The organism is Cronobacter muytjensii ATCC 51329 (genome assembly GCF_001277195.1).
Taxonomy (GTDB): domain Bacteria; phylum Pseudomonadota; class Gammaproteobacteria; order Enterobacterales; family Enterobacteriaceae; genus Cronobacter; species Cronobacter muytjensii.
The window spans coordinates 2,333,911-2,353,551 of sequence record NZ_CP012268.1; the positions used below are offsets into that span (position 1 = coordinate 2,333,911).

Annotated in this window: 19 protein-coding genes; 3 read left to right on the forward strand and 16 right to left on the reverse strand. The window is 58.1% G+C overall.

The annotated features are described in order from the left end of the window. Positions 1–246: 246 nt before the first annotated feature. The 13 genes from AFK63_RS10865 to yceD form a co-directional block, all read right to left on the reverse strand. Positions 247–1,041, reverse strand: a complete 795-nt coding sequence (locus AFK63_RS10865; RefSeq protein WP_038863594.1) for a metal-dependent hydrolase — start codon at positions 1,039–1,041, stop codon at positions 247–249. 10 nt (positions 1,042–1,051) lie between these two features. Then, positions 1,052–2,059 carry a DNA polymerase III subunit delta' gene (gene holB, locus AFK63_RS10870; RefSeq protein WP_038863595.1) on the reverse strand — a complete coding sequence of 336 codons (1,008 nt, stop codon included), beginning with the start codon at positions 2,057–2,059 and terminating at the stop codon, positions 1,052–1,054. Continuing rightward, a complete protein-coding gene (gene tmk, locus AFK63_RS10875) occupies positions 2,059–2,697 on the reverse strand; it encodes a dTMP kinase (RefSeq protein ID WP_038863597.1) in 639 nt (212 codons plus the stop codon). Before tmk ends, holB begins: the two co-directional genes overlap by 1 nt. Then, on the reverse strand, positions 2,687–3,709 hold the full coding sequence (gene yceG, locus AFK63_RS10880) for a cell division protein YceG (RefSeq protein WP_038863599.1): 1,023 nt from the start codon (positions 3,707–3,709) through the stop codon (positions 2,687–2,689). Before yceG ends, tmk begins: the two co-directional genes overlap by 11 nt. A 10-nt stretch (positions 3,710–3,719) precedes the next feature. Beyond that, on the reverse strand, positions 3,720–4,520 hold the full coding sequence (pabC, locus tag AFK63_RS10885; protein ID WP_038863600.1) for an aminodeoxychorismate lyase: 801 nt from the start codon (positions 4,518–4,520) through the stop codon (positions 3,720–3,722). A gap of 108 nt (positions 4,521–4,628) precedes the next feature. Then, positions 4,629–5,870, reverse strand: a complete 1,242-nt coding sequence (gene fabF / locus AFK63_RS10890) for a beta-ketoacyl-ACP synthase II (RefSeq protein ID WP_038863601.1) — start codon at positions 5,868–5,870, stop codon at positions 4,629–4,631. A gap of 92 nt (positions 5,871–5,962) precedes the next feature. Next, positions 5,963–6,199: an acyl carrier protein gene (gene acpP, locus AFK63_RS10895; protein WP_000103754.1), complete on the reverse strand. Its 237-nt coding sequence runs from the start codon at positions 6,197–6,199 to the stop codon at positions 5,963–5,965. A gap of 154 nt (positions 6,200–6,353) precedes the next feature. Continuing rightward, positions 6,354–7,088: a 3-oxoacyl-ACP reductase FabG gene (gene fabG, locus AFK63_RS10900; protein ID WP_007707910.1), complete on the reverse strand. Its 735-nt coding sequence runs from the start codon at positions 7,086–7,088 to the stop codon at positions 6,354–6,356. Between the two features lie 13 nt (positions 7,089–7,101). Then, the gene (fabD, locus tag AFK63_RS10905) at positions 7,102–8,031 is read right to left on the reverse strand and encodes an ACP S-malonyltransferase (RefSeq protein ID WP_038863602.1); all 930 of its coding nucleotides are present in this window, start codon (positions 8,029–8,031) and stop codon (positions 7,102–7,104) included. Between the two features lie 17 nt (positions 8,032–8,048). Further along, positions 8,049–9,002 (reverse strand): beta-ketoacyl-ACP synthase III, encoded by a 954-nt coding sequence (locus AFK63_RS10910; protein ID WP_038863604.1) that lies wholly within the window; start codon positions 9,000–9,002, stop codon positions 8,049–8,051. Between the two features lie 6 nt (positions 9,003–9,008). Further along, a complete protein-coding gene (gene plsX / locus AFK63_RS10915) occupies positions 9,009–10,043 on the reverse strand; it encodes a phosphate acyltransferase PlsX (protein ID WP_071603699.1) in 1,035 nt (344 codons plus the stop codon). A 72-nt stretch (positions 10,044–10,115) separates the two neighbouring features. After that, positions 10,116–10,289 carry a 50S ribosomal protein L32 gene (gene rpmF / locus AFK63_RS10920; protein WP_004385196.1) on the reverse strand — a complete coding sequence of 58 codons (174 nt, stop codon included), beginning with the start codon at positions 10,287–10,289 and terminating at the stop codon, positions 10,116–10,118. Positions 10,290–10,340: 51 nt separating this feature from the next. Next, a complete protein-coding gene (gene yceD / locus AFK63_RS10925) occupies positions 10,341–10,862 on the reverse strand; it encodes a 23S rRNA accumulation protein YceD (RefSeq protein ID WP_038863608.1) in 522 nt (173 codons plus the stop codon). Between the two features lie 140 nt (positions 10,863–11,002). Between yceD and AFK63_RS10930 the strand changes: the two genes are divergently transcribed. Further along, the gene (locus AFK63_RS10930) at positions 11,003–11,590 is read left to right on the forward strand and encodes a Maf family protein (protein WP_038863609.1); all 588 of its coding nucleotides are present in this window, start codon (positions 11,003–11,005) and stop codon (positions 11,588–11,590) included. Positions 11,591–11,646: 56 nt separating this feature from the next. Here AFK63_RS10930 and AFK63_RS10935 read toward each other — a convergent pair whose 3' ends face one another. Together AFK63_RS10935 and rluC are read right to left on the reverse strand one after the other, a co-directional pair. Continuing rightward, positions 11,647–12,363 (reverse strand): DUF3053 family protein, encoded by a 717-nt coding sequence (locus AFK63_RS10935; protein ID WP_038863611.1) that lies wholly within the window; start codon positions 12,361–12,363, stop codon positions 11,647–11,649. Positions 12,364–12,486: 123 nt separating this feature from the next. Beyond that, positions 12,487–13,440: a 23S rRNA pseudouridine(955/2504/2580) synthase RluC gene (gene rluC, locus AFK63_RS10940; protein ID WP_038863612.1), complete on the reverse strand. Its 954-nt coding sequence runs from the start codon at positions 13,438–13,440 to the stop codon at positions 12,487–12,489. Positions 13,441–14,007: 567 nt separating this feature from the next. On the opposite strand from rluC, the gene rne reads away from it, so the two are divergent. Beyond that, on the forward strand, positions 14,008–17,205 hold the full coding sequence (gene rne, locus AFK63_RS10945; RefSeq protein ID WP_038863613.1) for a ribonuclease E: 3,198 nt from the start codon (positions 14,008–14,010) through the stop codon (positions 17,203–17,205). A 66-nt stretch (positions 17,206–17,271) separates the two neighbouring features. Here rne and AFK63_RS10950 read toward each other — a convergent pair whose 3' ends face one another. After that, a complete protein-coding gene (locus AFK63_RS10950) occupies positions 17,272–18,210 on the reverse strand; it encodes a LysR family transcriptional regulator (RefSeq protein WP_038863616.1) in 939 nt (312 codons plus the stop codon). A 116-nt stretch (positions 18,211–18,326) separates the two neighbouring features. On the opposite strand from AFK63_RS10950, the gene AFK63_RS10955 reads away from it, so the two are divergent. After that, positions 18,327–19,562, forward strand: coding sequence for an MFS transporter (locus AFK63_RS10955; RefSeq protein WP_038863618.1), 1,236 nt, complete (start codon positions 18,327–18,329; stop codon positions 19,560–19,562). Positions 19,563–19,641: the final 79 nt, after the last annotated feature.

Below are 19,641 nucleotides of genomic sequence, written 5' to 3' on the forward strand. Positions count from 1 at the left end.
GCCCGGGGGAGAAACGGGCCATAAACAGGGCATCTGAGTACCCTTTATTTATTACGCAGAGTAAAATAAATCACGCGATCTTTGTTTGACGGCTATCACGTTTCAAACACACCTTAGGCGAAAACTTGCGATTCTTTACATTAAGTGTTTCAGGATGTTTATAAATCGAGGGTCACCGCCTGAATTTCGGCGGTGAACTTTACTCGCTTTGTCTATTAATTACGAGCTTTAAAATAACTCGGTTTATCAGGCAGATTGCAGCGCGGCGAGGTCAACGTGGAACAGCGTGGAGAAGTTGCGGGTGGTGGTTTCAGCCAGCGTTTCCAGGCTCACGCCCTTCAGCACCGCCATATATTCCGCCACATCGCGCACCAGCGCAGGCTGATTCTCTTTACCGCGGTGCGGAACCGGCGCCAGGTACGGCGAGTCGGTTTCCACCAGCAGACGATCGAGCGGGACATAACGCGCCGCCTCGCGGATCTGCTCCGCGTTGCGGAAGGTCAGAATGCCGGAGAAGGAAATATAGAACCCTAAATCCAGCAGTTTGCCCGCCGTCTCTCTGTCTTCCGTAAAACAGTGTAGTACGCCTGAACAGTCCGTCACTTTTTCTTCGCGCAGGATAGCGAGTGTGTCTTCACGCGCATCACGGGTATGGACGATAACCGGCTTGTTCAGCTCACGGCCGATGCGGATGTGATGACGGAACGATTCCTGCTGGCGGGCTTTAGTTTCCGGCGTGTAATAATAATCAAGCCCCGTTTCGCCCATCGCCACGACGCGCGGGTCGGCGGCGAGACGACGCAGCTCTTCGACATCATATTCCTCGTCCTGATTGAGCGGATGCACGCCGCAGGAGTACGCCACGTTTTCCCGCTCGCCGATAAGCTCGCGCATGGCGTTGTAACCAGGCAGCGTGGTGGCGACCGCCAGAAAATATTTCACGTCGCGGGCGGCGGCTTTCGCCAGAACGTCATCCACATCTTTATGCAGAGACTGATAATCCAGGCCATCGAGATGGCAGTGTGAGTCGACTAAAAACATAACGTCTCTCTCAGAGATGATAAGAAGGAAGCGCGGCACCCGGGCGCATATAACGCTCCCAGGTGAGTAGCAGTTCGGTCAGCAGCAGCTCCCGATTGACCGCCGCCACATTCAACAGCCGTTCGCGACAGCGGAACAGCGAATCGAGCATCGCCTGCAGGATGACGGGCGTAAAGTTCTGGGCCAGTTGTGCCACCAGCACCTGATAATCGGTGTTTACCAGCGCGCCATAGGCTCCGTGACGCCACTTCAGCGCATCCATCAGGAAAGACGCCAGCCAGTGGAGCCGAAACGGCGCCTGATCGTGGTTAAGCGCGGGTAATAAGGAGAGCCAGTCGCCGCCTGAGAGCGCCGCCGCCGTTTTCTCGCTGAGCGCCACACGCTGCTGCCACTGTTCCGGCTGGAGGAGCGCCAGCGCGGCGGCGGGCGCACCGCCGGTGAGACGCAGCGCGGCGTTAATACGCGACGGGTCCGCCTGGGTTTCACGCGCAAGCCAGGCCTCGGCGTAACGCGCCTCCGGCGGCGCGAGGTGCCAGCTAAAGCAGCGGCTGCGAAGCGTGGCGGGGAGTTGTTCCGGCTCACGACAGCCCAGCAGGAACCAGGTATTTTCCGGCGGCTCTTCCAGCGTTTTCAGCAACGCGTTGGCCGCCGCCTCCGTCAACTGCGCGGCCTCTTTGATCCAGACGACTTTCGCGCCGCCAAGACGCGCGCGGTCGTAGAGCTTTTCGCTGATATCGCGGATAGCGTCGATGCCGAGCGTCGATTTGCCCTTCTCCGGCTCCGCCAGATAATAATCAGGATGCGTGCCCGCCTGCATCAGCTGGCAGGCGCGGCACTGGCCGCAGCTTTTCTGCCCTTGTGGCTGCTGACACATGCGCCAGCGGCTTAGCGCGTAAATCAGCGCGTCGTCGCCCATGCCGGGCAATGCGTGAATCAATACCGCATGGTGTCCCCTGCCGGACTGCCAGTTGCCGACCAGATGTTCAAACGAGGGGCGCAGCCACGGATACCATTTCATTATTTTTGCTCCTGCACCCAACGCGTCACCGTGGCGCGGATATCGCGACTGACGGCCTCCAGCGGCTGGCAGGCGTCAATAGTGACAATGCGCGGGTCGCCCGCAGCCAGCTCAAGATAGCGAGCGCGGGTGCGGTTAAAGAAATCGAGCGATTCCTGTTCGATGCGGTCAAGCTCCCCGCGCGCGCGGGCGCGCTCAAGCCCGATGCGCGGATCGACATCAAGATAAATGGTCAGATCCGGCGCGAAATCGCCCAGCACCGCCTGGCGCAGCGTGGCCAGCAGCGCGCGGTCAATGCCGCGCCCGCCGCCCTGATAAGCCTGGGTGGAGAGATCGTGACGGTCGCCAATGACCCATTCGCCGCGCGCGAGCGCAGGCTTAATCACAGTGTCCACCAGCTGGACGCGGGCGGCGTAAAACAGCAGCACTTCGGCATTGTCGGTGATGACTTCATCGCCCACCGATTTGATATCCAGCACGAGGCTACGCAGTTTTTCGGCCAGCACCGTACCGCCCGGCTCGCGAGTGAAGGTCAGGTTGGCTACGCCGAGCGATTTCAGCGTCTCGACCACCAGATTGCGCGCCGTGGTTTTTCCGGCGCCTTCCAGCCCTTCGATGACAATGTATTTACTGCTCATTTTTATCCTTAAGCGCCTTAAGATAATCCTGCACTGCACGATTATGGCTGGCGAGATTCGTGGTGAACGTATGGCCGCCCTTACCGTCCGCCACAAAATAGAGGTACGGCGTTTTCGCCGGATGCGCCGCCGCCTTCAGCGACGCCTCGCCAGGCATTGCGATAGGGCCTGGCGGCAGGCCGCTGATGACGTAGGTATTATACGGCGTCGGGGTTTCCAGATCTTTACGTGAAAGCTTCCCGTTGTAATCGTTACCCATGCCGTAAATGACCGTCGGATCGGTTTGCAGACGCATCCCAATGCGCAGACGGTTGATAAACACCGATGCAACGCGGTCACGCTCGCCCGCCACCGCCGTCTCTTTTTCAATGATGGACGCCATCGTCACCAGCTGGTTCGGATCTTTATATGGCAACCCGTCCATACGTGATTTCCAGATAGCGTCCACCGCTTTCACCATCCGTTGATGGGCGCGCCTGAGCAGCGTCACATCAGAGGTGTTGGCGGTATAGAGCCAGGTATCAGGCCAGAACCACCCCTCCACCCAGTCGGGATGTTCAAGCTTCAGCGCCTGCGCTACCGTCGCGTACTCGTCGTCTTTAAGGGTGTGTTTAATATAGGGCGCTTCGCGCAGCTGTTTCAGCCAGTCACTCAGCTTCATGCCTTCGACAAAGCGGATGGGGAATTGCGCCTCTTTACCGCTCGCGAGCAGACGCAAAGCGTCACGCACAGTCATTTGTGGCGTGAATCGGTATGTCCCGGCTTTGAAATGTGCCAGCCCTGGCTCAAGACGTAACAGCCACTGGAATACGCGCGGGCGTTTGATGAGCTTTTCATCATAAAGCTGCTGGCCAAGCGCGAGACGCCCGGTGCCCGGTTTAAGTGTAAATATCGTTTCTTTCGCAATCGGCAACGGGCTTTGCGCCAGCTGGCGCACTTTCCAGTAACCAACACCTGCCGCGGCGGCAAGCACAAGAACCAGCAGTAGCGCGACGCGCAACATTTTCTTCATGGGAACCCGGTTATTCGCAGTGGGAAATGAGGTGGTTATAAAGTTCGCGGGAGGCGTAAGCGTGACCGTCAATCTCACGCACTGGCACCAGCGGCATCAGCGCATTGCAGATAAAGACCTCGTCAGCCTCTTCAAGCGCACTGAACGGCGCGTTAATTTCAGACAATCGCCAGGCTGACTGATTCAGCAGGCCAATAATATGGCGCCGCATAAGGCCATCGACGCCAGCCTGATCGAGACGGGGGGTAAACACCGCTTTTCCTTTACGCCAGAACAGATTAGCCGCACAGCATTCCGTAACCCACCCTTCGCTGTCAAGTACCAGCGCCTCATCGGCGGGCGTCTGCTCAAGATGCGCGCGAATGAGCACCTGTTCAAGCCGGTTGAGGTGCTTAATGCCAGCAAGATGCGGGTTGCGTCCGAGCCGCACTGGACTGAGGGCAAGACGGATGCCTCGCGCGCGCCAGTCGTCGTAAAACGCGGGATACGCCGCGCGCGATACGATACGCGTCGGCGCGCCGCATCCGGCGATACCGTAGCCGCGCGATCCAGCCCCTCGGGTAATAATGACTTTCACGACCGCGCTCCCCTGTCCCTGCGCCGCCTGCATTATTTCGTTACGCAGCGCGCTGGCGTCCGGCATTGCGATGACCAGCCGCTCGCAACCTTCGCGCAGGCGCGCCAGATGCTGCTCCAGCATGATAACGACGCCGTCGCGCACGCGGGCCGTGGTAAAACAGCCATCGCCGAACTGAACGGCGCGATCGGCCGCCGGCAGGCAATCCTGGTCGAGACCATTAATTAACAGCATGGTGGCTCCTTAACGGGTAGCGCATTAGTCTGGCAGGATGACCAACGGGGGGCAAGAGGAAGGGAAAATGTTCAAAGGCCCGCGCGGGGCGGGCCTTTGTGGCGACTGTCAGACCTTTTTGAAGATCAGAGAGCCGTTGGTGCCGCCGAAGCCGAAGGAGTTACACAGGGTATACTCCAGGCCAGAAACCTGACGCGCTTCATGCGGAACGAAGTCAAGATCGCAGCCTTCGTCCGGATTGTCCAGGTTGATGGTCGGCGGAACCGCCTGATCGCGCAGCGCGAGGATGGAGTAGATAGATTCTACTGCGCCCGCCGCGCCAAGCAGATGGCCGGTCATCGATTTAGTGGAGCTCACCATTACGCGTTTCGCCGCGTCGCCGAAGACGGATTTCACCGCCTGGGCTTCTGCTACGTCGCCCGCAGGCGTCGAGGTGCCGTGCGCATTGACGTAACCGATTTGGCCTGCGTCAAGACCTGCGTCACGCAGCGCGTGCGTCATGGCCAGCGCCGCGCCCGCGCCGTTTTCCGGCGGAGAGGTCATATGATACGCATCGCTGCTCATACCAAAACCGACCAGTTCAGCGTAGATCTTCGCGCCGCGTTTTTTCGCGTGCTCGTACTCTTCCAGCACGATGATGCCCGCGCCGTCGCCCAGCACAAATCCATCCCTCTCTTTATCCCACGGACGGCTTGCGGCCTGCGGGTTATCGTTACGGGTGGAGAGCGCACGCGCCGCGCCGAATCCGCCAACGCCGAGCGGCGTACTGGCTTTTTCTGCGCCGCCTGCCAGCATGACGTCAGCATCGCCGTAGGCGATGATGCGCGCCGCATGGCCGATGTTGTGCACGCCGGAGGTGCAGGCGGTGGCGATAGAAATGCTGGGACCGCGCAGACCGTACATGATGGTCAGATGACCCGCCACCATGTTAACAATCGTTGATGGCACGAAGAAGGGACTGATTTTCCGCGGGCCGCCGTTAACCAGCGAGCTGTGGTTCTCTTCGATTAAGCCAAGGCCGCCGATGCCGGAACCGATAGCCGCGCCGATGCGAGGAGCGTTCTCTTCCGTCACTTCAAGGCCGGAATCCTGCATGGCCTGTACGCCGGCGACAATTCCATATTGAATAAAGGCATCCATCTTGCGCTGTTCTTTGCGCGAGATAATGTCTTCACAGTTAAAATCCTTTACTAAGCCAGCAAATTTTGTTGCATAGGCGCTAGTATCGAAATGGTCGATCAGGCTGATGCCACTCTGACCGGCAAGGAGAGCTTTCCAGGTAGACTCTACGGTATTGCCGACAGGAGACAACATGCCCAGTCCGGTCACAACTACACGACGCTTAGACACGTTTGTCCTCCAGGGAGGGATGATATTAGTAGATACTTGTGGGACTAAAAGATAAAACTCAGGCGGTCGAGCGACCGCCTGGAGATGTTCACTTACGCCTGGTGGCCGTTGATGTAATCAATGGCAGCCTGAACGGTGGTGATTTTCTCAGCTTCTTCGTCCGGAATCTCAGTATCAAACTCTTCTTCCAGAGCCATTACCAGCTCAACGGTGTCAAGAGAATCAGCGCCCAGGTCTTCAACGAAGGAAGCATTGTTGGTAACTTCTTCCTGCTTAACGCCCAGCTGTTCGCCGATAATTTTCTTAACGCGTTCTTCGATAGTGCTCATACTCTTAAATTTCCTATCAAAACTCGCTTTCGCGATGGTTTTCGTAGTGTATAAAATGTTGAAAAAGTTGCAACTAAATCCCGGCAGGTCTTACCACGATTTTACGCTATTTTGCGGGCAATTGCCCTGATAACGCAAATAATTTTATTCGTGATTAAACCATGTACATTCCGCCGTTGACGTGCAGGGTCTCACCAGTGATGTACCCGGCCTCGTCAGAGGCTAAAAATGCAACCGCGCTGGCGATTTCTTTTGCGTCGCCTAAGCGACCCGCAGGAACTTCCGCCAGAATACCCGCACGCTGGTCGTCAGACAGCGCACGCGTCATGTCCGTTTCAATAAAACCCGGAGCAACAACGTTTACCGTAATACCGCGGGACGCAACTTCACGCGCCAGCGATTTACTGAAACCGATAAGACCCGCTTTCGCCGCAGCGTAGTTGGCCTGACCGGCATTTCCCATGGTACCAACCACAGAACCGATAGTGATAATGCGGCCGTGACGCTTTTTCATCATAGCCCGCATTACCGCTTTTGACAGACGGAAAACCGATGACAGGTTGGTTTCGATGATATCGTTCCACTCGTCATCTTTCATTCGCATCAGCAGGTTGTCACGGGTTATCCCGGCATTATTGACCAGAATATCCACTTCGCCAAATTCTGCGCGAATATTTTCCAGAACCGATTCGATGGATGCCGCATCGGTCACATTCAGCATCAGGCCTTTGCCATTAGCGCCCAGATAGTCGCTAATCGCTTGCGCGCCGCTTTCGCTGGTGGCGGTGCCGATAACCTTAGCGCCGCGTGCGGCCAGGGTTTCGGCGATAGCGCGGCCGATACCGCGGCTCGCACCAGTGACCAGCGCGATTTTTCCTTCAAAGCTCATGGTTTTCCTCGTTTTATTGCGCAAGTGCCGCTGACAGGCTGGCCGGCTCGTTAATCGCCGCCGCCGTCAGGTTGTCAACAATACGTTTCGTCAGGCCGGTCAGCACTTTGCCCGGACCCACTTCATACAGCTGCGTCACGCCCTGCGCCGCGATAAATTCAACGCTTTTCGTCCACTGTACCGGGCTGTAAAGCTGGCGCACAAGCGCATCGCGAATCGCTTCCGGCGTGGTCTCGCATTTCACGTCGACGTTATTGACGACCGGGATTTGTGGAGCGTTGAACGTGATCTTTTCAAGCTCAGACGCGAGCTTATCCGCCGCCGGCTTCATCAGCGCGCAGTGAGACGGCACGCTGACCGGCAACGGCAGCGCGCGCTTGGCGCCTGCGGCTTTGCAGGCAGCGCCTGCGCGCTCGACGGCCTCTTTATGACCCGCGATAACCACCTGACCTGGCGAGTTGAAGTTAACCGGCGAAACCACCTGCCCTTCAGCGGCTTCTTCGCAAGCTTTCGCAATCGCATCGTCATCGAGGCCAATAATCGCCGCCATCGCGCCCGTGCCTTCCGGCACGGCTTCCTGCATGAATTTGCCACGCAGTTCAACCAGACGCACCGCGTCGGCGAAATCAATAACGCCCGCGCACACCAGCGCGGAATATTCGCCGAGGCTATGACCGGCCATCAGCGCAGGCGCTTTACCACCCTGCTCCTGCCAGACGCGCCACAGCGCGACGGACGCCGTCAGGAGCGCAGGCTGTGTCTGCCAGGTTTTGTTCAGCTCTTCCGCCGGGCCTTGTTGAACCAGCGCCCAGAGATCATAGCCCAGCGCCGCGGAGGCTTCGCGGAACGTCGCTTCAATAACGGGAAAATTTGCCGCCATGTCAGACAGCATCCCCACAGCCTGAGAGCCCTGGCCCGGGAACACAAAAGCAAATTGCGTCATTTTTTTATCCTTCTCGATTAAAAACGAACCAGCGCGGAACCCCAGGTGAAGCCGCCGCCGAAAGCTTCCAGCAGAACCAGTTGGCCCCGTTGAATGCGTCCGTCGCGTACCGCTTCATCCAGCGCGCAAGGCACGGAAGCCGCAGAGGTGTTGCCGTGTCTGTCGAGGGTCACAACGACATTGTCCATCGACATACCGAGTTTTTTCGCGGTCGCGCTGATAATGCGCAGATTCGCCTGATGCGGCACCAGCCAGTCGAGAGCGGCACGATCGAGCTGATTGGCTTCCAGCGTCTCGTCGACAATATGGGCCAGTTCCGTTACCGCGACTTTAAAGACTTCGTTCCCGGCCATCGTCAGGAAGGTCGGGCTGTCCGGATTTACGCGATCCTGGTTCGGCAGCGTTAACAGTTCGCCGTAGCTGCCGTCCGCGTGCAGATGGGTGGAGAGAATGCCCGGCTCTTCGCTCGCGCCAAGAACGGCGGCGCCGGCGCCATCGCCGAACAAAATGATCGTGCCGCGATCTTCAGGATCGAGCGTACGTGCCAGCACGTCTGAGCCTATCACCAGCGCGTTTTTCACCGCGCCGGATTTTACGTATTGATCGGCGATGCTTAGCGCATAAGTAAAGCCTGCGCAGGCGGCAGCGACGTCAAACGCCGGACAGCCTTTAATGCCCAGCATGCCCTGAACCTGGCAGGCCGCGCTTGGGAAAGCGTGCGTGGCGGAGGTGGTGGCGACGATAATCAGGCCAATCTGTGTTTTGTCGATGCCGGCCATGTCAATCGCGCGCAGCGCCGCTTCGTGGCCCATAGTGGCGACAGTCTCGTCAGGCGCCGCAATGCGACGCTCGCGGATACCGGTGCGAGTGACAATCCACTCGTCAGAGGTCTCGACCATTTTTTCCAGATCGGCGTTCGTCCGCACTTGTTCAGGCAGATAGCTGCCTGTACCAATAATCTTCGTATACATGTACGCTCAGTCACTCTTGGGTAATACAGATTCCAGGCGAGCGGCAATCCGCTGAGGGACTTGTCGCTGCACCGCCTGCACTGCCTGTTCAATCGCGACCGCAAAAGCTCGCTGATTGGCTGCACCGTGGCTCTTAATCACCGTGCCGCGCAATCCTAACAGACAGGCGCCATTATACTGGTCGGGGTTCAGGTGACTGAATCGCCTTGAGAGGCTTTTTTGTAACCAACGCTTTAATAAAAGCCACCACCACGACCGTTTTTTTCCTTCCCCCTGCGATTTGAGCAGCGAAAGGAACATCCTGACAACACCTTCCATCGTTTTTAGCGTGACGTTACCGACAAAACCGTCGCATACCAGGACATCCGTTTTGCCGGTCAGTAATTCGTTGGCTTCGAGATAGCCGATGTAGTTCATCGATGGTACGGCTTTTAAGATCGCCGCCGCATCGCGGATGCTATCCAGCCCTTTCGTCTCTTCTTCGCCAATATTGAGCAGCGCGACGCGCGGATTATCGATGCCAAGCACCTCTTCCGCCATCACCGAGCCCATAATCGCAAACTGCGCGAGCATCGTACCGTCGCATTCCACGTTGGCGCCTAAATCCAGCACCACCGTTTTGCCCTTCTGCTGGTGCGGCAACACCGTCACCAGCGCAGGCCGCTCAATGCCGTCGACAGGCTTAAGCAACAGTTTGGCAAGCCCCATCAGCGCGCCGGTATTACCAGCGCTGATACAAGCCTGCGCACGCCCTTCTTTCACCAGCTCCAGCGCGATACGCATGGAGCTGCCGCGACTGTTGCGCACAGCCTGAGAAGGACGGACATCACTGGCAATAACCGATTCTGCCGCAATGATGTGCAGCCGTGAACGTTGTTCAAAATCAGCTCTGGCAAGTAATGGCGTGATGGCGTCGGGGTCGCCGACTAAAAGAAGATGCAAATGTGGATCAGAATTCAGTGCCTGCAATGCTGCAGGCACTGTCACGGCAGGACCAAAGTCCCCGCCCATGACATCTAACGCCAGGGTTAGAGGTGTCAAGATATCGCCAGGTTACGGTTATCCCCGCTGGAGCGGGGAAAGCGCACTAAGCTCAATCACGCTTGCGCGTGATTACTTAGTGATAACCTTGCGACCGCGGTAGTAACCGTCGGCGGTGATGTGGTGACGCAGATGGGTTTCACCAGAAGTTTTGTCTACAGACAGGCTGGTGACAGCGGTCAGCGCGTCATGAGAACGACGCATACCGCGCTTGGAACGAGTGGGTTTATTCTGTTGTACGGCCATGGACCTTACTCCTCAATTACGGCTTATTCCTGCTCGCGCGGGAAACGCCAATTACTTACGCTTTAAACTGGCTAACACGGCAAATGGATTTGGTTTCTGTGCCTCTTCAGGCAGTTCACCAAAGACCATGTCCGCCTCGGACACTTCACAGTGTTCAGAATCATGCACCGGAACTACAGGCAGGGCGAGGATTAATTCATCCTCCACCGTCGCCAGCAGGTCGATTTCGCCGAATTCATTTACTTCAATCGGCTCATACGCTTCCGGGAGTGCTTCTGCCTGATCGTCGTTAGAGATCGGGCTGAAACAATACGTTGTGTGAACAACATGACTAAACGGCTGACCGCAACGCTGACACGCGAGCGTTACCGTAACCGTTGCATCGCCTTTTAAAACGGCGAGACGCTGGTTATCGATAGCGAACGACATGGAGCATTCGACATCGCTGTCCACACTGACCACAGATTCGGCGATACGCTCTACCTGTTCAGGGGTATAGATACCCTGGTAATCGAGGCGTTTTTGAGCCGTACGAACCGGATCAAGAGTCAGGGGTAATTTTACCTTTTGCATAGGGCGCGCATATTAACTTTGTAACGTCATAGAGTCAAAGAAAAAGGCGGGTTTGAAACACCTTTTACCATTTATTCGCACACATTGCGGCCGACAGTTTAAAATAGCGCTCATCGATTCGCTATCTTTCCCTGAAAAATATGACCTCAATTGTGCTTGCTTCCACGTCGCCGTTTCGCCGTAGCCTGTTAGAAAAGCTGGGTTTACCGTTTGAAACCGCAGCGCCTGAGACCGACGAAACGCCATACGCGGATGAAACCGCACAACAATTAGTATTAAGGTTGGCTTTGCAAAAAGCGCAAGCGCTGCGGGAGAAATATCCCCGGCATTTGATTATTGGCAGCGATCAGGTTTGCGTGCTGAATAATACCATTACCGGCAAACCCCACACGTTTGAAAACGGCCTTAAACAGCTGCGTCAGGCGAGTGGCCAGGTAGTGACCTTTTATACCGGCCTTGCGCTTTATAATAGCGCGACGGGCGAGCAGCAATGCGATTGCGAGCCTTTCCATGTGCATTTTCGCACGCTGAGCGATGAGGAAATCGAGAACTATCTGCATCGTGAAACGCCCTGGCAGTGCGCGGGGAGTTTTAAAAGCGAGGGGCTCGGCATTACGCTTTTTGACCGCCTCGACGGTCGTGACCCGAACACGCTGATAGGCCTGCCGTTAATTCGTCTGTGCGAAATGCTCCGCCGCGAAGGGGTCGATCCCCTCGCCCGCCGCTAGGCATCAGAAAGCAAAAAGCCCTGCAACGCAGGGCTTTTTTATCGCAAGGCTGCGGCTTATTGCATGCCTGCCAGCTGACGCGCGACGGTCAGCAGTTCCTGCTGTTTTTCGCGCATCGCGTTCAGTTTTTCGTTAAACAGATCCAGCTGTTTCTGGTCGGTAAACTGCGCCATCGAGCCGGTATACTGCACTTTATTACCGAGGCTGTTCAGGTAGTTGCCGATATCCAGCGCCTGACCAAGAATGGCGTCAGTCAGAGAAAGAGTCTGGGTCAGCAGCGCGTTAGGGCGCACAACCGTTTTCTGATAAGCCTGGTCAAAGACCGCTTTCAGGTCGTCAGGCTGTTTCAGTTTAGAATAACGGTCTTCCACGCTCTTCATAGTATCAGCGCGTTTCGACTCTATGTTCCCCACTTCTTTACGGGACTTCTCGATAGTATCGCGTTTTTCCACCATGTCTTTCGCGCTGGTCACGCCGCGCATCTGACGCATAGCCTGATCGTTGCCGGAGAACGCGGTAGTCATTTCATTGGAGTAATCGCTCAGAATGGCGTAATCGTCAGCGTACTTGCCAAAGCTCTCTTTTTCCTGCTCAGTCAGCGTCGGAACCGACAACTTCTCAGAAGGCAGAATGCGGGTCTGAAGGAATTGAATAAACGCTTTACGCTGTTCCGGTTCTTTGTCGTTATCGCACCCTGCGAGTTGCCACACCATGCCTGTCAGAAACAGGGTAAAGAAAACACGTTTCCATGTCCGGGAATGTAACCAGGCCATTTTTATCTCCATGCGGTTGTATATGTATAAAAAAACACCCGGCCGAAGCCGGGTGTTCAGTATAGTGCATTTCACAACGCAGCGCGGGAATGGCTGGCGAGAACTACCACATTCGGGAGGCTGTCAGCCGCCCGCACGCAGCACTTTCAGACAACCCTTAAGCTCATCGTCCATCGGCGCCTCAACGCGCATGGTCTCGCCGGTGCCCGGATGCTCGAAACGCAGCGCCGCCGCGTGCAGGAACAGGCGGCTAAGGCCGGTCGCGGCGAGCTGTGCGTCGAAGGTACGGTCGCCATAGCGATCGTCAAAGGCGATCGGATGCCCGGCGTACTGGGTATGTACGCGGATCTGATGCGTACGGCCCGTCACCGGGCTACAGCGCACCAGCGTGGCGTGCGCAAAACGCTCTTCCACCTTAAAGCGGGTCTCAGAGGGTTTCCCCTCCTGGTTAACGCGCACGATGCGCTCGCCGCTTTGCAGAATATTTTTCAGTAGCGGCGCCTGCACCGTTTTCACATGCGACTGCCACTGACCACGCACCAGCGCCAGATAGTCTTTCTGCATCCCTTTATCACGTAACTGCTCATGTAACGAACGCAGCGCAGAGCGCTTCTTCGCCACCAGCAGCACGCCGGAAGTATCGCGGTCCAGACGATGCACCAGCTCAAGGAAACGCGCCTCAGGGCGCAGGGCGCGCAGCCCTTCGATCACGCCGAAGCTCAGCCCGCTGCCGCCATGCACCGCCGTACCGGACGGCTTATTCAGCACAAGGATATGGTCGTCTTCATAAAGGATGACGTCGCTTAACGCCGCAACCTTTTGCAGATGCGGCGAAACCGCCTCTTCTTCGCGCTCGGCGACGCGAACTGGCGGAATACGCACTTCATCGCCCGCCTCAATCTTGTATTCCGGCTTCACGCGTTTTTTGTTCACGCGCACTTCACCTTTACGCAGGATGCGGTAAATCATGCTTTTGGGCACGCCTTTCAGCTGCGTGCGCAAAAAATTATCGATACGTTGCCCGGCCTGATCGGCGGAAACGGCAACGATTTTTACGGATGGCGTCTCTGTTTTCATGGTGCGCGATTCTAAATACCGGATGACCGTAGCGCCACACATTTTTATATGCTTATATTGAGTAGCTCATCGATTCGCACAGCTAATGAGTTCATTTCGTCGCCGCTTCGGTGGAACAGATGAACAAGAAGTTAAAAAACTGTGAGTAAGTCGATGGCAAAGGGCAAAAGTCAGCTTGCTATATCAAGCTTAGCAATGGAATAATGCGACTGTTTTCCGTGTTGAGACTTGTTTAGACAAGGAATTTTGCGGAATTACCAGTTTTGCCTGCTAGTCCTTCCACGCAGCAATGGCGTAAGACGTGTTGAACTTTCAGGCAGTTAGCGGGCTGCGGGTTGCAGCCTGGCCGGTAAAGGGAAGCTTCCGGAGAAACAATCCCGGTCATTCCTCTGATAATTGCGCTGTATTTCCACCTGAAATACAGGCTACCGACACTCTGCGCCTCTTAAGCGTTCGACAACCGGGAGGTTGACGGCGCGAACAGTCACGAGGCCATCGGTTCTCTCCCGGTCAGCGTCACCATGCCCGCAGCTTTGTCGTCAATGTAAGAATAACGAGTAAGTTACGATGAAAAGAATGCTAATTAACGCAACTCAGCAGGAAGAGTTGCGCGTCGCCCTCGTGGATGGGCAACGTCTGTACGACCTGGATATCGAAAGTCCTGGACACGAGCAGAAAAAAGCGAACATCTACAAAGGCAAAATTACCCGCATTGAACCCAGTCTCGAAGCCGCATTTGTAGATTATGGCGCCGAAAGACATGGTTTCCTCCCCTTAAAAGAAATCGCCCGCGAATACTTCCCCGCCAGCTATGCCTCCCATGGTCGTCCGAACATTAAAGATGTTCTGCGCGAAGGCCAGGAAGTTATCGTTCAGATCGATAAAGAAGAGCGTGGCAACAAAGGCGCGGCGCTGACGACATTTATCAGCCTCGCAGGCAGCTACCTGGTGCTGATGCCGAATAACCCGCGTGCGGGCGGTATCTCTCGCCGTATCGAAGGCGACGATCGCACTGAGCTTAAAGAAGCACTTTCCAGCCTGGAGCTGCCTGACGGCATGGGGCTTATCGTGCGCACCGCGGGCGTCGGCAAATCTGCCGAAGCGCTGCAGTGGGATTTAAGCTTCCGCCTGAAGCACTGGGAAGCCATCCAGAAAGCCGCAGAAAACCGCCCGGCGCCGTTCCTTATCCATCAGGAAAGTAACGTTATCGTGCGCGCGTTCCGCGACTATCTGCGCCAGGACATCGGCGAAATCCTCATTGATAACCCGAAAGTGCTTGAGCTGGCACGCCAGCACATCGCCGCGCTGGGTCGTCCGGATTTCAGCAGCAAAATTAAGCTCTACACCGGTGAAATCCCGCTGTTCAGCCATTACCAAATCGAATCCCAGATTGAGTCTGCCTTCCAGCGCGAAGTGCGTCTGCCGTCCGGCGGCTCGATTGTTATCGACACTACCGAAGCGCTGACCGCCATCGATATCAACTCCGCTCGCGCCACCCGCGGCGGCGATATCGAAGAGACGGCGTTCAATACCAACCTGGAAGCGGCGGATGAAATCGCCCGCCAGCTGCGCCTGCGCGACTTGGGCGGTCTTATCGTTATTGACTTTATCGATATGACCCCGGTACGCCACCAGCGCGCGGTAGAGAATCGTCTGCGCGAAGCGGTGCGTCAGGATCGCGCGCGTATCCAGATTAGCCATATTTCGCGCTTTGGCCTGCTGGAGATGTCCCGCCAGCGTCTGAGCCCGTCGCTTGGCGAATCCAGCCATCACGTCTGCCCGCGTTGTAGCGGCACCGGCACCATCCGCGATAACGAATCCCTGTCGCTGTCCATTCTGCGTCTGATTGAAGAAGAAGCGCTGAAAGAGAACACCCAGGAAGTCCACGCTATCGTTCCGGTGCCTATCGCCTCCTACCTGCTTAACGAGAAGCGTGAAGCGATTACCGCCATCGAGAAGCGCCAGGGCGGCGTGCGCTGCGTGATCGTGCCAAACGATCAGATGGAAACTCCGCACTACTCCGTACTGCGCGTACGTAAAGGCGAAGAGACCCACACCCTGAGCTACATGCTGCCGAAGCTGCATGAAGAAGCGATGGCGCTGCCGTCTGAAGATGAATACGCCGAGCGTAAACGTCCTGAGCAGCCGGCGCTTGCCACCTTCGTGATGCCGGACGTACCGCCAGTGCCGCAGGAGGCCAGCGCGCCGAAAGCCGCCGCTGCCGAACCGAAAGCGCCGACGAAAGCCGCTGAGCCTGCGAAAGAAGGCTTCCTGAGCCGCGCTATCAGCGCGCTGAAGAGCCTGTTCGCCAGCGAACAGCAGCCGCAACCGACCGCGAGCGAGCCGGAGCAGCAGCCAGCGAAAAACCGTGACGATAAGCAGCAGGAACGTCGTAACGGCCGTCGCCAGAACAACCGTCGCGATCGCAATGACCGTAACGACCGTGGCGAACGCGGCGAGCGTCCGTCTCGTGAAAACCGCGACACTCGCGATAACCGTGACAACAGCGAAGCGCGCGAAGAAAACCGCCGCAACCGCCGCGAGAAACAGCAGCAGAACGCCGACGCGCGTGAAACCCGCACGCCGGTCGTGGCTGAAGAAGCGGAGAAACCGTCCAAAGCCCGTGATGAGCAGCAGCCGTCCCGCCGCGATCGCAACCGTCGTCGCTCTGATGAGAAACGTCAGGCGCATCAGGAAGTCAGCGCGCTGAACCGTGACGAGGCGGTGGAAGAGACCGAACAGGAAGATCGCGTTGTTCAGGTGATGCCGCGTCGTAAACCGCGCCAGCTGAGCCAGAAAGTGCGTATCGAGTCGGTTTCTGAGGCTATCGAACAGACTGACGCCCAGGCGCCTGTCGCCGAAGCGCGTGAAGAGGCGGCTCCCCTGGCGCTGCCGGCGAACGTCGAGGCGCCAGCCGCGACCGATGACAGCGCCCAGACAGGCAGCGAAAATGCGGGCATGCCGCGTCGCTCCCGTCGTTCTCCGCGTCACCTGCGCGTCAGCGGTCAACGCCGTCGTCGCTACCGTGACGAGCGCTACCCGACCCAGTCGCCGATGCCGCTGACCGTCGCGTGCGCGTCGCCGGAGATGGCGTCAGGTAAAGTCTGGATCCGCTACCCGCTGCCGCGTGCGCAGGAACAGGATGAGCAGCAGACGCCGGAGCAGAACACCGCGCCGGTCGCTGAAGCCCAGACCGTGACAGCGCCGGTTGAGCCGGTTGCTGAAGCCGTTGTGGTTGAGCCGTCAGTGGTTGAGACTGCGCCGCAGGAGCCGGTGGTGGAAACCACCCATCCGGAAGCCATCGAAGCCCCTGTTGACGCGCAGCCGCAGCTGATTGAACCGCAGGATGCGCCGGTCGCGGAACAGATCGCTCAGGAAGCCGTTCCGGCGGATGAAGCGTCTGATGAACCGGTTGCCGACGACGCTGCCCGCGCTGATGCCGCTGCTGCCATCGCAGAAAGCACGCCAGCCCAGGCACCGCAGCCGGACGTTATCGCGCAAACGCCAGTGAAAGCCCCGGAAGCTGCCCCTGTCGTGAAAGCGCAGGAAGAAGAAGTGAAAGCGCCTGTCGTGGCCTTCGCCGCCGCTAAAGTCGCTTCCGCGCCGATGACCCGCGCGCCGGCGCCGGAATATGTTCCGGAACCGCCGCGTCACAGCGACTGGGTACGTCCGGCGTTCGAGTTCAGCGGTAAAGGTTCGGCGGGCGGCCACAGCGCCACCCATCAGGCCTCTGCCCCTGCGACACGCCCTCAGCCGGTGGAGTAATCTTCCCCGCACAAAAAAGCCGGTCTCTGACCGGCTTTTTTATTGCCTGTTTCCCGCTATATTTTGTTACGCCCCGCCTGCCGGGACCCGCCGCATCCCTGCCAGCTCCGGCATGACCGCTTTCATCAACTCCAGAAACCGCCGCAGCCGCGCCGGGTAGTAGCGCGCCCACGGGTAGAGCAGATAAACCGGCAGCGGCGGCGCCTGCCACGCCGGCAGCAGTTGCACCAGCCGCCCCTCGCGCAGATCGTCCTCCACCACCCATGCGGAAACCATGCCAGCGCCCAGCCCGTTAAGAATAGTGCGGCGCACCGCGTACAGGCTGTCAGAGCTGAGCCGCGGCATTACCGCGAACGCCTGCCGTTCGCCGCTTTGCGTATGCTGGAGCGCGACTTCGCGTCGATAAAAGGTACTGAGCGCCACCCAGGGCAGCGCGGCAAGATCGTCAAGGGTGTTCACCGCCGGGCGGCGTTCCAGCAGCGCAGGCGACGCCACCACGATGCGCGGCACTTCAGCGAGCTGTACGGCTATCACTGACGGGTCGACATCCGGCCCGACGTGCAGCGCGCAGTCGATATTATCGCCGATGAAATCCGGTGATTTATCGTTGAGCATCCACTCCACGCACAGGCCCGGATAGCGGTTTAAAAAGCCGGTCAGCGGATCGATAAGCTGATCCTGTCCGAACGCGTGCGGCGCCCGCACGCGCAGTACGCCGACCGGCTCCCCTTCCGCGTTTTTAATTTCATCCTCCAGCGCCTGCCAGCTCGCCATTACGCTTCGGGCGTGCTGATAGCAGCGCTCGCCGTCATCGGTAAGCTTCATGGCGTGCGTGGTGCGCAGCAACAGCCTCGCGCCCAGTAAATCCTCCAGCGACTTCAGGCGGCGGCTGACGGTCGCCTGGGTGGTATTCATCTGCACGGCGGCGGCTGAAAGCGAGCCGCTTTCGATAATACGCACAAGGGTGTGCATCAGCTCCACCCGATCTATACGCTCAATGCCCATAGTTTTTTCAATGGTTATACGCTACACGTATAACCGTTTTATCATGTCGGCCTCTACCGCGCCAGCCGCCGCTCGCTGACAATCAACCCGTACTGATTACTCACAAGGGTTTCACCATGAATAACCATAACGATGCTGCACACCGCGCCCCTGGGCTCTCACGGCTGTTAATACTGATTCTGGCCATAGCGACCGGCCTGAGTGTCGCCTCGATTTACTACGCGCAGCCGATCCTGCCGCTGATTGGCAGCGATCTGCGCCTCGGCGTCGACGGCATGGGGCTTATCCCGACGCTGACACAGGCGGGCTACGCGCTCGGCATTCTGTTTCTGCTGCCGCTGGGCGACCGTCACGACCGCCGCATGCTCATCCTGGTCAAATGCCTGGCGCTTGCCGTAATGCTCGCACTTTACAGTTTCAGCGACGGGCTGCATAGCCTGCTGGTGCTGAGCCTGTTAGTGGGCATGATGGCGACGATGGCGCAGGATATCGTCCCCGCCGCGGCCATCCTTTCACCTGCGGGTCAGCAGGGAAAAATCGTCGGTACGGTGATGACCGGCCTGCTGCTTGGCATTCTGCTCTCCCGTTCGGTGAGCGGCGTTATCAGCGCGGCCTTCGGCTGGCGGGTAATGTATCAGCTTGCTGCCGCCAGCATCGCGCTGACCGGTCTGGTGTTGTGGCGCGTCCTGCCGCGCTTTGAAACGCACGCGACCCTCAGCTATCCGGCTCTGCTGCACTCAATGGGCGGCCTGTGGAAACGCTACCCGACCCTGCGCGGCGCGGCCCTGGCGCAAGGCTTCCTGTCGATTGGCTTCAGCGCGTTCTGGTCGATGCTGGCAGTCATGCTTCAGGCGCAGTTTCACATGGGCAGCGCGGTCGCGGGCGCGTTTGGTCTCGCAGGCGCGGCTGGCGCGCTGGCCGCACCGCTCTCCGGCGCGCTCTCCGACCGTTTCGGCCCGGCGCGCGTTACCCAGCTCGGCAGCCTGTTAGTGATGCTCTCCTTTGCCGCCATGTTTGCCCTGCCCTTGCTGACGCCTTCCATGCAACTGCTGGTGATTGCGCTGGCGGCGGTCGGTTTCGATTTAGGCCTGCAGTCATCGCTGGTGGCGCACCAGACGCTGGTTTACAGCCTGGAGCCGACAGCGCGCGGGCGTCTGAACGCCCTGCTCTTTACCGGCGTGTTTGTGGGGATGGCGCTGGGGTCGCTGCTCGGCAGTAAAGCCTGGGCGTTTGGCGGCTGGCCTGCGGTGGTTGCGCTGGCAACGCTCGCAAGCGGCGTGGCGCTGGTGATTCGCCTGACGCAGAAAACGCGTCCGGCCGGGTTCGCGGCGAAACCGGTGGCGGAACGCTAAGCAAAAAAAAGCCCGCTTCGGGGTGATGAAGCGGGCACATCAAGCATGCCCAGTTTCATGACATGCTTCAAATCGACAA

Bases quoted from the DNA above. Each gene is read 5' to 3' on its own strand.
- acpP (WP_000103754.1), bottom strand. From the start codon at position 6,199: ATGAGCACTATCGAAGAACGCGTTAAGAAAATTATCGGCGAACAGCTG.
- holB (WP_038863595.1), bottom strand. From the start codon at position 2,059: ATGAAATGGTATCCGTGGCTGCGCCCCTCGTTTGAACATCTGGTCGGC.
- AFK63_RS10910 (WP_038863604.1), bottom strand. From the start codon at position 9,002: ATGTATACGAAGATTATTGGTACAGGCAGCTATCTGCCTGAACAAGTG.
- AFK63_RS10930 (WP_038863609.1), top strand. From the start codon at position 11,003: ATGACCTCAATTGTGCTTGCTTCCACGTCGCCGTTTCGCCGTAGCCTG.
- AFK63_RS10955 (WP_038863618.1), top strand. From the start codon at position 18,327: ATGAATAACCATAACGATGCTGCACACCGCGCCCCTGGGCTCTCACGG.
- yceD (WP_038863608.1), bottom strand. From the start codon at position 10,862: ATGCAAAAGGTAAAATTACCCCTGACTCTTGATCCGGTTCGTACGGCT.
- AFK63_RS10950 (WP_038863616.1), bottom strand. From the start codon at position 18,210: ATGGGCATTGAGCGTATAGATCGGGTGGAGCTGATGCACACCCTTGTG.
- yceG (WP_038863599.1), bottom strand. From the start codon at position 3,709: ATGAAGAAAATGTTGCGCGTCGCGCTACTGCTGGTTCTTGTGCTTGCC.
- rpmF (WP_004385196.1), bottom strand. From the start codon at position 10,289: ATGGCCGTACAACAGAATAAACCCACTCGTTCCAAGCGCGGTATGCGT.
- pabC (WP_038863600.1), bottom strand. From the start codon at position 4,520: ATGCTGTTAATTAATGGTCTCGACCAGGATTGCCTGCCGGCGGCCGAT.
- AFK63_RS10935 (WP_038863611.1), bottom strand. From the start codon at position 12,363: ATGGCCTGGTTACATTCCCGGACATGGAAACGTGTTTTCTTTACCCTG.
- fabD (WP_038863602.1), bottom strand. From the start codon at position 8,031: ATGACGCAATTTGCTTTTGTGTTCCCGGGCCAGGGCTCTCAGGCTGTG.
- AFK63_RS10865 (WP_038863594.1), bottom strand. From the start codon at position 1,041: ATGTTTTTAGTCGACTCACACTGCCATCTCGATGGCCTGGATTATCAG.
- rne (WP_038863613.1), top strand. From the start codon at position 14,008: ATGAAAAGAATGCTAATTAACGCAACTCAGCAGGAAGAGTTGCGCGTC.
- fabG (WP_007707910.1), bottom strand. From the start codon at position 7,088: ATGAGCTTTGAAGGAAAAATCGCGCTGGTCACTGGTGCGAGCCGCGGT.
- tmk (WP_038863597.1), bottom strand. From the start codon at position 2,697: ATGAGCAGTAAATACATTGTCATCGAAGGGCTGGAAGGCGCCGGAAAA.
- rluC (WP_038863612.1), bottom strand. From the start codon at position 13,440: ATGAAAACAGAGACGCCATCCGTAAAAATCGTTGCCGTTTCCGCCGAT.